The organism is Pseudodesulfovibrio sp. S3 (assembly GCF_004025585.1).
Lineage (GTDB): Bacteria > Desulfobacterota > Desulfovibrionia > Desulfovibrionales > Desulfovibrionaceae > Pseudodesulfovibrio.
In genome coordinates, this window is record NZ_QTZO01000009.1 from 64835 (window position 1) to 76813 (window position 11979).

Here is an 11979-nt window from a genome sequence, read left to right on the forward strand (position 1 = left end):
AGAGCTTTTTCCTTTTGCTGCCGGAGACCTTGCAGGAGAACTGCAAGGGGCCGGTTATTTGAGTGTGATGGTGGCCACGTCGCTTTTCTTTACGTCAATCTGGACCTTATCGAACCGGTCGTTGACGGTATAGAAGGAGTAGGTGTCCGAACTGCCGTTGCCCAGGTAGAGGCGGGCGTCCATGAAAACGAGTTCCTTGCCTTGCTTGGTGGTGATGGTGAAGGTGTTCTTGTCCTTGAATATGAAGGCTTCCCATCGCTGGAGATCGCGGAAGCGGGTCAGGCTGATCACGGTGGAGGAACGTCCGTTGAGCTTGCCCGAGATATACAGATAATAATTGCCGAGCTTGATCAGTTCGGTAAGTTCGACGGTGGTGCCGTTGGTCAGTTGCAGGGTGCCGACCGGGCCTTCGGGAACTACGTCGTTGAGGGTGTGTGTTGAGGCAGGTTTCCCGTCGGAGTCCTGGGCCGGTGCGGTGGCTTCTTGAGTGGCGGGAACGGAGTCGGGCACGGGCTGCTCCATGGTATCGTCCTTGGTCCCACAGGCAACAAGGGTCAACGTCATAAGCAAGGCAAGCAATATGGTCCGCATGGATCCTCCGTGAGTTGGTGTGAAGAATCAATTTTAGCAGGTAACGGACTGAGAATCCAGAGTTGGATGCGTATCTATTTTTGGTTGTTCGGCACCAATCAGGATGATATCCATTTCCTAGTGTTTTCATCCGAAAAGGGAAGAGTCATGTGAAGTACCATCATTTTATCATCACCCGGTTCAACGTGAACATATATGACATCGATTTTCCCAATCGGTTGTTGGACACTTGGTTGTCGCTGCGTTTCGAGCTGTTCCAAAAGTACTGTTTTCCCACGGTCAAGGCCCAGGTGAATCAGGATTTCACCTGGCTGGTTCTCTTTGATGAGCAGACACCGGCCCGGTACAAGGCCCTGATCGACGTGTACGCCAGGTATCCCAATTTTACGCCGGTATTCTGCGGCGCGTTCAACACGATCATGGACACGGTGCGGGGAAAGATGCGGGAACTCGCTCCAAAGGCCGAATGGTTTCTGACCACCCGCCTGGACAACGACGACGGTCTGTCCATCGGTTTCGTGCAGTGTCTGCACGGGGTCGTGGAGACTCTCAACGAGCAGGACATCAAGCCCGCGGACACGCTGTACATTAACTTTCCCAACGGGCTGCAGTTCCATGAAGGGGACTTCTACGACTTCAAAGACGAGACCAATGCCTTTGTTTCCCTGCTTGAGCGGCCGGATTCTCCGCACACGGTTTTCTGGGTGGATCATCCTTCCATACATGACGTGGCCCCGGTCATCCAGGCTGAGACCGGTCCCTTGTGGCTGCAGGTGGTGCACGACATGAACGTATACAACTATGTTCGAGGAAAAAAGGTCGATCCCTCGGGCGTTTACAGGTTCTTTCCTTGCGAGTTCAAAGGAGCATAGCCTATCAAGACAGGTTCCAATGGAATGAACCTGGTCCGGCAGGCTGGTTGATTCCGGAAGAGAGGAAAGACAGCGTACAGCGAGGTGGGCATGGACAGGTACTGGAAAGAGATCATGTTGTACGTTGGCGTGTTGGGCACAGGCTACCTGTTGTTTGCCCAAACCGATGCGTTTGAATGGTATTACGCGTTCAGCCGGGCGCACGAGTCTTTCGAGCTGGATGAGCTGGCCCTGATTGTTCCCGTCATTCTGCTTTGTCTTGTTGTTTTCGCTGTCCTGCGTCTGCGCGATCTCAGAAGGAAAACCTGTGACCTGAATCGTGTGCATGACGAACTCATACAGGCCAACAGCAGCCTTGAGGAATTGGCAAAATCCAAGGAGGAGTTCATGGATGTGGCATGCCATGAGCTGAAGAGTCCGCTCAGCGGAATCGTGGGAGCCCTTCAGCTGATGGATTTGTCCGAGACTGAGGCGGAGCGGCGGGAAAGTGCCGAGCTGGCCATGAATGCCGCCAGGAATCTGTCGGTTCTCATCGACGATGTCCGCGAGTTCAACCGGATAAGCCGTGATCGGTCGGTGACGATGAAGGCCTTCAGTCTGCCCGGCTTTGCGGAGTTTGTTCGCCATGTGGCGCAGACCCAGACGGACGCCAAGCAGTTGGAACTGCAGGTTGTCGTTGAAAACGACATCCCGGAACATATTCTCGGCTCCGAATCCGCCCTGCGTCTGATCGTCCTGAACCTCGTGGGCAATGCGGTCAAGTTCACCCAACACGGCGGGATATCGGTCCATTTTTCCTTTCAGAAAGCCGAGAGAACGGAGTTGACCGTTACGGTGACGGACACCGGCATCGGCATCCCCAAGGCGGATCACGAGCGCATTTTCGAGGCCTATACCAAGGTCGACAATGCGTCAGGGGCACGGGGAGGTCTGGGACTCGGCCTGGCCATCGTCAAACGGCTTGTGGACCAATTGGGCGGCGAAATCACGGTTTCCAGTGAAGAAGGGCAAGGGTCGCTGTTCAGGGTCAGCGTTCCCATGAGCCCGGCTTGATTATTCGAAGCGGTGGATTCCCCCGCAGGGCTGTGCCGTCACCGCAGCTTCCTGATGCGTTCCTGTTCGCTCAGGATGTACGAAAGCAGCTTTCGGGACAGGTCTCCATAGACCCTGATGGCGTCCGTATTGAGCGGGATATCCACATATTGCATGAGCAGTCGGTCTTGCCCGTCATGGATGCGGGGTATGATCCCGGCAAAGAAGAACCCCAGGCGTTCGCACTCCTCGGCCAACAGGGGAGTGCCGGCATTGCCGAGCGGCAGAAATGCATATACGGCGTCACGGTGCTCCCGGCGGCACTGTCGCAGGCTTTCGGCCATTTCTCCGGCAGTATCGGCTCCGATCGAGTGCACTGTCACAAAGGCCACGTTCGTCTCCTTGGACAGAAGCGCGGTGGAGACCGAGGACAGCCCTGTGGCCGGTTCTACAGCAGGAGTACCGAAGTTCCTGGGGAGTCCGAACTGCCTGTAGATCTCTTTTACGATCTCCCGATGGCGGTCAGGGACGAAGATTGTGTCCGGTGATCGGTCGAGGACGTGAAAGTGGGTTACGGTCGAGCCTTTTACCTGCCTTGAGGTGTCCAGTTCCTTGATCTGCATATCCTGGGACGCAATGCCCAGGAGCAGGCCGCAAGGCAGGGAATCAACCTCGTGCAGTGCTTTTTGGGAAAAAGTGTGCGTGGTCAGGGAATAACTGAAGATGCCCCTGTCCCCTCGGTTGCGGGCCAGATCGAACAGTGCTTCGGCGATTTTCTTGGGCAGACCCGGAGAGCGGTAGGCCGGGTCCACGAAGGCCAGTCCCAGTTCCGGGGTATTGACACCCAGAGGTTGGTACTTGAGTGCCGAATGTCCGATCATGTTACCGCTTGCAGGGTCAAAGGCCACCATGGACTTGTACTCTCCGCTTTCGGTTTTTTTGGTCAGTTCGTCCAGAGCGTAAAGGGTCGCCTCCTGGGTGAACCCATAGCATCGCCATGCCAGTCTGCAGATTTTGGGCAAGTCGTCAATGCCGGCCAGCCGGATCAGGGGCTCAGGCACACTGATCCGTTTCCGTCCGGCTTTGACGGTCTTGGTTTCGAGCAGCCCCAGGGGCAGACAGCCAAAGGTCAGTTTTTTGGTCAGGCGGACCTCTTTGCCCTCGCGGCCATGGATGAACATCTCCACCGAGTCCATGCCCTGGTGCATCAGCAGGGTGCCCAGCCCGGGCTTGTTCATGCCCTCCGGGGTGTCGGGGGTAAACCGCTCCGCCTGGGACAAGTCAAAGGGAATACCCCGCTCCCTGATGGAGACGATCAGGGCATCGCCTTCCACGAAAAATTCGATGCGCACCTGTTCGTCTTCATCAACAGGCCCGGAAAAGTGCTCCACGGCATTGCAGAACGCCTCGTCCACCGCGAGCTTGAGGCCGAAGGTGGCTTTTTTGTCAAAGGAGAGGAGTGCCGCGACCTGACCTGCGCATTCCACGGCCATGGCGGTCATGAGCCTGTGAACGGGCAGAGAGATCTTTGTCAGGAAAAATCGGGCAGGAGGGGTGTCGTTGTTTTGATTCATCGGGTTGCTGCGGGTTGGAGTGTTCGTGAATGTGAGCATCAGGAATGCGGCCGGTACTGTGGCTGCCGCACAGGCGGCGGGGATGCAGGACTTTCCGGAGTCTAACAACAGGCCAAAGCTCTGATGATTACAGTGCATAGCCCATGAGGGCCTGGAAGCACAAGCGGCAGATTGTCTTGCTTTGCGGACGGGGCGTGTTGCCTGTTTGAATAAATTTCAGGTTCGTTTTCTTGATAAACAATATGAGAGCGATTATGGGTTGTTGACACTTTAATCCAGAGGTTCATGTTGATCGCCCAAATAGCTTGCGCCGCCCTCATGGGCATAGACGCTTTCAAGGTTCAGCTCGAAGTCGACTTTTCCCGCTCGGGAATGCCCTGTTTCACCATGGTCGGTCTGGCCGAAGGTGCGGTCAGGGAATCCAAGGAGCGCGTTTTTTCCGCCCTCAAGAATTGCGGGTTCAAGGTGCCGCCCGCACGGATTACCGTGAACCTCGCCCCGGCGGACGTGCGCAAGGCCGGGAGCGGTTACGACCTGCCGCTGGCCGTGGGCATCCTCTGCGGTATGGGCGTCATCGAACAGGAGGCCGTTGACGGCTGGTTCATGGCGGGAGAATTGTCCCTGACCGGCGACCTGAAGTCAGTGCCCGGCGTCCTGCCCCTGGCCCTGGCTGCGCGCAAGGACAAAGGGAAGGGCATTATTGTCCCGGAAGCCAACGGACGCGAGGGGGCCGTGGCCGGAGACCTGGCCGTCATGGGCGCGTCCGATCTCGGTCAGGTGGTGCGGATGCTGCTCGGTGAAGAGGATATCCAGCCTGCAACGGTGGATATCGACACCCTGTGGAGCGAGCGTCGGGCCCATCTGAATGATTTCGGCGAGGTCAAGGGCCAGGAACATGCCAAGCGGGCCATCGAGATCGCGGCGGCTGGCGGTCACAATCTGCTCTTTATCGGCCCGCCCGGCTCGGGCAAGACCATGCTGGCCAAGCGTATCCCCACGGTGTTGCCGCCCCTGCGTTTCGAAGAGGCCCTGGAGGTGACCAAGGTTTATTCGGTTGCCGGATTGCTTCCGAAGAACCGGGCGCTCATGGTGACCCGCCCCTTTCGCACTCCGCATCACACCATCTCCGATGTCGGCCTGGTGGGCGGCGGACGCTACCCCCAGCCGGGCGAAACATCCCTGGCCCATCGGGGCGTGCTCTTTCTGGACGAGATGCCGGAGTTCAAGAAATCCGTGCTCGAAGTGCTGCGTCAGCCCCTTGAGGACGGCGAGGTCTCCATCTCCCGTTCGCTCATGACCTTGAAATATCCGGCTGACGTCATGCTGGTGGCGGCCATGAACCCGTGTCCGTGCGGCTACATGTCCGACGACACCCATACCTGCACGTGCAGCCCCCTGGCCGTGCAGCGTTACCGGGGCAAGATTTCCGGGCCGCTGCTCGATCGTATCGACCTGCACGTGAACGTGCCAGCCGTGCCCTATGACGACCTCAAGCAGTCCCGCTCCGAAGTGGATTCCGCGGTCATGCGGGAGCGCATCATGGCCGCCCGCGATATCCAGACTGCACGGTACGAGGAGCGTCATTTTTCTCTCAATGCCGAGTTGGATGGTTCTGCCCTGGAAGAGTTCTGCGGACTGGGCAAGGCCGAACACGGTTTCCTGAAACAGGCCGTGGAATCCCTGGGCCTTTCCGCCCGTGCCTATACGCGCATCCTGCGTATCGCCCGCACCATCGCCGACCTGGCCGGTGCAGACACCATCACCGACGGCCACCTGGCCGAAGCCATCAACTACCGGGCCATGGACCGGGAGGGGTAGCGCATCGAATGAAATCACGCCCAAAAGCCCTCCCGACGTATGCCGGGAGGGCTTTGTTTCTGCTTTGGTGAGCCTATACCCCGGCCAGCAGGCCGGCCAGTTCCTTTCCGTGGTCCCGTGTGAGTTCCAACGGGAGCGCCTTGAGTACGCCGTATCCTTCGCTGGCTTCGTGAAAGTCCTCTTCAGCCATGTCGGTGATCACCGCAGTCAGGGTCATGGCCGAGACCATGAGAATCTCACGGACCAGTTCCAGGGGTTTGAGGTCGGGCAGCCCCTCGTCGATGACCACCAGTCGGGGTTTTTGGACCTTGACTTTTTCCAGGGTCGATTTCCCGGAGGTGAGCACCTCGATGTCCAGCCCGCTCTCGACCGCCAGGGCGGTCATGAATCCTGTCAGCGTGTCGGCGCGTGTGGTTGCCACGACAATGGACATGGCTAGTGCCCGCCCCCGCAGGTCTGATCCACGGTGAAGACCGGCAGGCTGTCGTGCAGGAAAGCCTCAATGGCCGCTTTTACCGTGGGCGCGCCTGATCCGTGATACACCTGGATGCCCACTTCGTTGAAGCCCATGAGGGGACGCATACCCATGCCGCCGGAGATCAGGGCCTTGACCTTGTTGTCGGCCAGGTAGTTGACCGGGGCCATGCAGCCGCCCTGTACGTGCGGGCAGCTCGGCACGATGGAAACCTCTTTGACGGTCCCGTCTTCCACGTCCACCAAGGTGTACATGGCGCAGTGGCCGAAGTGGGCGTCGATGACGGCGTCCATGCCGCCGGGTTCCGCAGTGGGGATGGCAATTCTTGTATTCACGGTAAAACTCCTTGTAAGTTGGTTAATTGCAGGTATCCAGCAGGGCCAGAATTCCGGCCCAGGACTGTTTCAATGAATCCGTCATTGGGTTGTCTTGAAATTCCGTGATCACCTTGCCTTTCAGCATGGCGTCCACCACGGATTTGTCATGGGGGAATCGTCCGGCCAGGGCGTGACCCCGGCTTGTGCACCAAGCTTCGATCTGATCGGTCATGTCCGGGTTGATGTCCCATTTGTTGATCAGCACGGTGACCTTTGTCCGAAAGCCGTCGCACAACTCGGCCACGCGTTTGAGGTCGTGCAGGCCTGACGGGGTGGGTTCGGTGACCACCACGGCCAGATCGGTCCCGGCCATGGAGCTGATCACAGGGCAGCCGATGCCGGGCGCTCCGTCGCAGAGCACCAGGTCCAGTCCCTGTTCTTCGGCCATGGTTCGTGCTGTCTGCTTGAGCAGGGTGACCAGCCGACCGGAATTTTCCTCGCCCGGAAAGAGCTGGGCGTGGACCATGGGACCGAAACGGGTCTGGGAAACATACCACTGGCCGCAGTGTTTTTCCGGGAAGTCGATGGCCTGTTCCGGGCACAGGGTCACGCAGACTTTGCATCCTTCGCAGGCGAAGGGGTTTACCTTGAATCCGTCTTCGCCCTCGGTGATGGCGTCGAAACGGCACAAGGTGGCGCATTGGCCGCAGTTGATGCATTTTTCCTGGTCAATGATCGCCTCAAAGCCGGACCAGAATTGCTTTTCCGAGTCAATTTGCGGGTTCAGGAGCAGATGCAGGTCCGGGGCGTCCACGTCCAGATCGCAGAGAATGGCGTTATCTGCCAAGTGCGCGAACGCCCCGGCCACGGAAGTCTTGCCTGCGCCGCCCTTGCCGCTGATGATGACGATCTCACGCATGGCGCACCTCGCCTTTTGCGGCCGCTTTCATGTTGCGTCGCAGGTCGATGAAGGTCTCTTCCAATCCCTTGAGCAGCAGGGAGATGATTTCGCCCCTGGAATAGGCTTCGGCAATATCCCGCGAGTAGGGAATCTCAGCCCATATGGGGATGTCGTGCTCCTGACAGAACTCCTTGACCGCATTGTTGCCCAGAGTCGCCCTGTTGATCACGGCGCCCATGGGTTTTCCGAACGGTTTGAAGGCTTCCCAGGCAAGCTTGAAGTCGTGGAAGCCGAACGGGGTCGGTTCCGTGACCAGGACAATGCAATCCGCGTCCGTGACCGCCGCTATGGCCGGACAACTCACGCCGGGCGGCGCGTCGATGAGGATGTCGCCGCGTGTGCCGAGGTCCGGGAACAGTGTGCGAATCTGGCGCATGAGCGGCGGGCTCATGGCCTCGCCCACGCGGAGCCGTCCCATGATGAACTCATGGCTCCCGGCCGTGCCCCGGCATATCTCGCCCAGCTCTCGTTTGCCCGGAGAAAGCGCTCCTTCGGGGCAGACTTCGAGGCAGCCGCCGCATCCGTGGCACATTTCCGGGAACACGAGCAGGGTGTCGGCCATGATCGTGATCGCCTTGAACTGGCAGATATCCACGCAGGCCCGGCACCTGGTGCATTTGGATTCGTCCGCTTCAGGCACTTCGATATACGCCTTGCTGATGTCGGTCAGGTCCGGCTGGAGAAAGAGGTGCAGGTTGGGTTCCTCCACGTCAAGGTCCACCAGGGCCACGGGGGTATCCCATAAGGCGGCCAGCGAGGAAGACACTGTGGTCTTCCCCGTTCCGCCCTTGCCACTGGCTACGGCGTATATCATTTGTTGCCTCCGGACTGGGCATTGGGGTTGTCGGCCATGGGCACGTTTCCGGCCTTGAATTTTTCCACGGCTTCACGGACGGTCAGGTTGTCCACATCCTGTCCGATTCCGATGCCGGCGGCCTGCAGGGCGGAGAAGGCCTTGGGACCGACATAGCCGGTCAAAACCACCTTGGCTCCAGCATTTGCCACGTTTTCCGCGGCCTGAATTCCGGCGCTCTGGGCCATGGCCTGAGAGCCGCCGTTGTCGACGTATTGCACGACTTCCATGGTTTCCGGGTCCACTATGGCAAAGCCTCCGCACCTACCGAAACGGGGGTCGACGCGGTCGTCCAGAGTGGGGCCTTCGGCAGTAACGGCAATCTTGTTCACGGCAGTATCCTTGAATTTTGCGGTTGTGGAGCCTTGGTTTCCAGCTCCTGTTCCCTGGCCCTGGCCACCCATTCCGCGTCCCTGGCCCATTCCTTGACCCTGGCCGCCCATTCGACGTCCCTGGCCCATTCCCTGGCCCTGACCGCCCATTCGGCGTCCCTGGCCACCCATGCACCGTCCGCCGCCTCCGGCGCCCGGTCCAGTTCCATTTTTCCCTGGCATGATATTTTCTCCATGGTTTGCGGACGGATCGTCCGGCATTGTTGCAGGGCATTCCCATGCCTTGTCGGCAAGGGTGTAGTGGCCGCCTTCGATCCGAATGGCGTGGCCACCGGTCAATGCGGTAGCAACGACCAGCCGGGCCTTGCCAAGCACCCTGCCAAAGGTCGCACGGGACACACCCATGACTTTGGCCCCCTCTTCCTGGGAAAGCCCTTGGGCATCGGCTAGGCGAATCGCCTCAAGTTCTTCGAAGGTCAAAGTGGCGTTTTGCAGTTCGAGCATGGGAATCCCTTGTGGCTTGTAATACGTCACATCGGGTTCCTGCTGCACCATCCGTCTTTTTTTCCGTCTTCCCATGGTCCCTCGCTGATATGAACATTTCGTCAGATGAAAATACGCTCATGCATGGTGCCGTCAAGTAAAATGAGCATATGCTCACAAAAAAAAGTTGGAAAAGGTGTCGAACGGGGAGTGGCTAACTAGGAATGAGATTGACTTTAATATCTTGAAGACGTTATGAAATATGCGTGAGAAATATCATTCGTGTTAATTGGGTTCTGATTCTTCTTTGCTGTTTTTTGTCTTTCCAGGCTCAGGCAGACACAGGGGCAGAGGACACTATTTCCGAAGTGGTCTCTGCCGGGCCGTTCTGGGACACTTTCACCAATCGGGATGGGACCGGCCTGTACCATGAGGTGCTCGATGCCGTGTTCGCCTTGTATAACGTGAGGGTGCGCCATGATTATGTCCCTTCCGACAGGGCCGATGAGCTGGTCCGGCTCGGTTGGGCGGACATGATGATCTGCGACGACAAGGCTATGGAGCCATTGCGTTTGGCTCGCTATCCCCTCTATGTGAATGATTACTATGTGTTTTTCGACAAGGCTCGTATTGGTCCCTGGCAGGGCCCCGAGAGTCTGAGGGGTATGGAGGTGGTGGCCCAGAAGGGGTTTTATCATACCTGGGACTTTCCGGTGCCGGTCCGCATCCGGGAGATGTCCTCCGGTCTGAAGTGCCTGGAGATGGTTCTTCTTGGTCGTTCGGATTTTTACGTGGACGACATGTCCTTCATTCAGCAATCCATAGCCGAAGGGCCGAGATTTGATAGGAAGCTGTTTGATTTCCGCAAGGCTGGCAACCGTTCCTATCATCCCATGTTTAGCTCCTCCCCGCGCAGCAGTGTCGTCATGAAGATGTACGACGACGGGATGCGTACCCTGCATGAGAACGGCAAGCTCAGGCCCATCTATGAGAAGAGGGGCCACAGCTACCCGAATTTCGACGATTATTAATTCCGTCCGGTGGCCGTGGACAAGCGACTCAAGCGGGTGTAATGACCTTGTCCATGCGCACGAAGGCAGACAGGCTCCGCCACACCATTTGTTTCGAGGTTTTCGGCCTTGTCACCTGCACGCCATTGGCTTCCTGGTGGCTTGACCGCGATCTGATGCGCGTCGGGGTCATGTCCATCATCATTTCCCTGACCGCCATGGTGTGCAACTACATCTTCAACCTCGCCTTTGATCATCTGTTGGTGAAGATGGGCCGTTTGGTGCATGTGCGTCCGCCCTGGCTTCGCGTTGTGCATGCCTTTTCCTTCGAAGCCAGCCTGATTATCGTGACAACGCCTTTTGTGGCCTGGTGGTTGGACATTTCCCTTTGGGCCGCTTTTGTTGCCGACATCGGAATTGCCTTGTTCTATTTGGTGTATGCCTATCTTTTCAACTGGGCCTATGATGTGGTCTGGCCCATGCCCCATGCGATTGCACCGGTAAAGGTGAAGGAATAGCCTCATGTTCGGTACACATGATTTCGTTTTGTTCGTGTTTTCGGCTCTGCTCCTGAACATCACGCCGGGACAGGACGTGTTCTACATCGTCAGTCGGGGGTCGTCCCTGGGGTGGAAGATGGGCGCTGTGGCCGCGTTGGGCGTGGGGGCAGGGTGTTTCGTGCACGTCTTTGCCGCCGCCGTCGGCCTGTCCGCCATTCTTGCCACTTCGGCCATGGCCTTTACCGTGGTCAAGTTTGCGGGTGCGGGCTATCTGATCTGGGTCGGGCTGTCCATGTGGCGGCGCAACGGCAACGGCCAGGATGCTGCGGACAAAAACTATTTCAAGATGTCCAGGCGCAAGGTGTTTTCACAGGGGTTTCTGACCAACGCCCTCAATCCCAAGGTGGCCTTGTTTTTCATGGCTTTTCTGCCCCAGTTCGTGTCGACGGATGCGGCGAACAAGCCTCTGGCCTTTTTGTGCCTGGGGGTTGTTTTCACTGTCAACGGCACCCTGGTCAATCTCGGGTATGCCTGGTTCGCGGCCAAGGCTTCCGCCGTTTTCGGCGGCGGCGGGAAGTACGGATCGTGGATAAAGCGGGCCGCAGGCACCCTGTTTGTATGCCTGGGTATCCGTCTGGCCTTTGCAGACCCGTTAAGTTAGCCGATCCTCCCAAGTCGTTATTCCGACCCTTCCGACAACCGGTTGATCAGGCCGCGCATCATGCCCACGCCGATGCGCAGGTTGGACGGAGGTAGCTCCGTGCTCAGGGCCTCAAGCCAGTCCCCCTGTCGGGCTGCCATTTCCTTGAGCATGGTCTCCCCCTTTTCCGTCAGGCCCGCCAGATCGGCCCGTTTATGATCCGGGTTTCCGGAAAAAACCACGAATCCGTCCGCCTCCAGACAACGGGTCGTTCGCTGCACGCTCTGACGGGCCAGGCCCAGGCGGCGGGCAACCGAGGATACGGTCAGGGCCTTGTCGCGGAAGGCGGCGAGCACCCGCCAACGTGCAGATGTCAGCCCGAATTCGGCGGCCAGGTTCTCGGATGCACGGAGCAGCTCCCGGTGCAGGCGGAACGTCTCGGCAATGAACCGGGCCGTTTCTTCTCCGGCCTCCGAACGATGGGCAGGGCTTCGGCCCAGAGGTGTCTGTTTTCCGTTCAT

At 58.3% G+C, this 11979-nt stretch carries 14 protein-coding genes; 6 read left to right on the forward strand and 8 right to left on the reverse strand.

Features of this window, described 5'->3' with window-relative positions:
- Positions 1-54 precede the first annotated feature (54 nt).
- Positions 55-591 (reverse strand): hypothetical protein, encoded by a 537-nt coding sequence (locus tag DWB63_RS11290; RefSeq protein ID WP_128328944.1) that lies wholly within the window; start codon positions 589-591, stop codon positions 55-57.
- A gap of 149 nt (positions 592-740) precedes the next feature.
- Between DWB63_RS11290 and DWB63_RS11295 the strand changes: the two genes are divergently transcribed.
- Together DWB63_RS11295 and DWB63_RS11300 are read left to right on the forward strand one after the other, a co-directional pair.
- A complete protein-coding gene (locus tag DWB63_RS11295; protein WP_128328945.1) occupies positions 741-1463 on the forward strand; it encodes a glycosyltransferase in 723 nt (240 codons plus the stop codon).
- Positions 1464-1553: 90 nt separating this feature from the next.
- The gene (locus DWB63_RS11300) at positions 1554-2516 is read left to right on the forward strand and encodes a HAMP domain-containing sensor histidine kinase (protein WP_128328946.1); all 963 of its coding nucleotides are present in this window, start codon (positions 1554-1556) and stop codon (positions 2514-2516) included.
- Between the two features lie 38 nt (positions 2517-2554).
- On the opposite strand, the gene DWB63_RS11305 is transcribed toward DWB63_RS11300, so the two are convergent.
- Positions 2555-4069, reverse strand: a complete 1515-nt coding sequence (locus tag DWB63_RS11305) for a GNAT family N-acetyltransferase (protein ID WP_164879860.1) — start codon at positions 4067-4069, stop codon at positions 2555-2557.
- Positions 4070-4357: 288 nt separating this feature from the next.
- Here DWB63_RS11305 and DWB63_RS11310 point away from each other — a divergent pair, with 288 nt between their 5' ends.
- Positions 4358-5887, forward strand: a complete 1530-nt coding sequence (locus tag DWB63_RS11310) for a YifB family Mg chelatase-like AAA ATPase (protein WP_128328990.1) — start codon at positions 4358-4360, stop codon at positions 5885-5887.
- Positions 5888-5960: 73 nt separating this feature from the next.
- Here the strand turns inward: DWB63_RS11310 and DWB63_RS11315 are convergent, their stop codons facing one another.
- Genes DWB63_RS11315 through DWB63_RS17480 form a run of 5 tightly spaced genes read right to left on the reverse strand, consistent with a single transcriptional unit; the run spans position 5961 to position 9404 of the window.
- On the reverse strand, positions 5961-6320 hold the full coding sequence (locus DWB63_RS11315) for a response regulator (RefSeq protein ID WP_128328948.1): 360 nt from the start codon (positions 6318-6320) through the stop codon (positions 5961-5963).
- A gap of 2 nt (positions 6321-6322) precedes the next feature.
- Positions 6323-6697, reverse strand: a complete 375-nt coding sequence (locus DWB63_RS11320; RefSeq protein ID WP_241648807.1) for a NifB/NifX family molybdenum-iron cluster-binding protein — start codon at positions 6695-6697, stop codon at positions 6323-6325.
- 22 nt (positions 6698-6719) lie between these two features.
- A complete protein-coding gene (locus DWB63_RS11325; RefSeq protein WP_128328949.1) occupies positions 6720-7598 on the reverse strand; it encodes an ATP-binding protein in 879 nt (292 codons plus the stop codon).
- Positions 7591-8454: an ATP-binding protein gene (locus DWB63_RS11330; protein ID WP_128328950.1), complete on the reverse strand. Its 864-nt coding sequence runs from the start codon at positions 8452-8454 to the stop codon at positions 7591-7593. The genes DWB63_RS11325 and DWB63_RS11330 overlap by 8 nt, the downstream gene beginning before the upstream one ends.
- On the reverse strand, positions 8451-9404 hold the full coding sequence (locus DWB63_RS17480) for a DUF134 domain-containing protein (protein WP_241648808.1): 954 nt from the start codon (positions 9402-9404) through the stop codon (positions 8451-8453). Before DWB63_RS17480 ends, DWB63_RS11330 begins: the two co-directional genes overlap by 4 nt.
- A 170-nt stretch (positions 9405-9574) precedes the next feature.
- On the opposite strand from DWB63_RS17480, the gene DWB63_RS11345 reads away from it, so the two are divergent.
- Genes DWB63_RS11345 through DWB63_RS11355 form a run of 3 tightly spaced genes read left to right on the forward strand, consistent with a single transcriptional unit; the run spans position 9575 to position 11479 of the window.
- A complete protein-coding gene (locus DWB63_RS11345; RefSeq protein WP_241648810.1) occupies positions 9575-10339 on the forward strand; it encodes a transporter substrate-binding domain-containing protein in 765 nt (254 codons plus the stop codon).
- A 53-nt stretch (positions 10340-10392) separates the two neighbouring features.
- On the forward strand, positions 10393-10836 hold the full coding sequence (locus DWB63_RS11350) for a PACE efflux transporter (RefSeq protein ID WP_128328951.1): 444 nt from the start codon (positions 10393-10395) through the stop codon (positions 10834-10836).
- 4 nt (positions 10837-10840) lie between these two features.
- The gene (locus tag DWB63_RS11355) at positions 10841-11479 is read left to right on the forward strand and encodes a LysE family translocator (protein ID WP_128328952.1); all 639 of its coding nucleotides are present in this window, start codon (positions 10841-10843) and stop codon (positions 11477-11479) included.
- Between the two features lie 17 nt (positions 11480-11496).
- Here the strand turns inward: DWB63_RS11355 and DWB63_RS11360 are convergent, their stop codons facing one another.
- On the reverse strand, positions 11497-11979 hold the full coding sequence (locus DWB63_RS11360) for a MarR family winged helix-turn-helix transcriptional regulator (RefSeq protein ID WP_164879861.1): 483 nt from the start codon (positions 11977-11979) through the stop codon (positions 11497-11499).

Excerpts from the sequence above, each read along its gene's own strand:
- DWB63_RS11290 (WP_128328944.1), bottom strand. The coding sequence starts at position 591 with ATGCGGACCATATTGCTTGCCTTGCTTATGACGTTGACCCTTGTTGCC.
- DWB63_RS11300 (WP_128328946.1), top strand. The coding sequence starts at position 1,554 with ATGGACAGGTACTGGAAAGAGATCATGTTGTACGTTGGCGTGTTGGGC.
- DWB63_RS11305 (WP_164879860.1), bottom strand. The coding sequence starts at position 4,069 with ATGAATCAAAACAACGACACCCCTCCTGCCCGATTTTTCCTGACAAAG.
- DWB63_RS11315 (WP_128328948.1), bottom strand. The coding sequence starts at position 6,320 with ATGTCCATTGTCGTGGCAACCACACGCGCCGACACGCTGACAGGATTC.
- DWB63_RS11325 (WP_128328949.1), bottom strand. The coding sequence starts at position 7,598 with ATGCGTGAGATCGTCATCATCAGCGGCAAGGGCGGCGCAGGCAAGACT.
- DWB63_RS11330 (WP_128328950.1), bottom strand. The coding sequence starts at position 8,454 with ATGATATACGCCGTAGCCAGTGGCAAGGGCGGAACGGGGAAGACCACA.
- DWB63_RS17480 (WP_241648808.1), bottom strand. The coding sequence starts at position 9,404 with ATGGGAAGACGGAAAAAAAGACGGATGGTGCAGCAGGAACCCGATGTG.
- DWB63_RS11350 (WP_128328951.1), top strand. The coding sequence starts at position 10,393 with ATGCGCACGAAGGCAGACAGGCTCCGCCACACCATTTGTTTCGAGGTT.
- DWB63_RS11355 (WP_128328952.1), top strand. The coding sequence starts at position 10,841 with ATGTTCGGTACACATGATTTCGTTTTGTTCGTGTTTTCGGCTCTGCTC.
- DWB63_RS11360 (WP_164879861.1), bottom strand. The coding sequence starts at position 11,979 with ATGAACGGAAAACAGACACCTCTGGGCCGAAGCCCTGCCCATCGTTCG.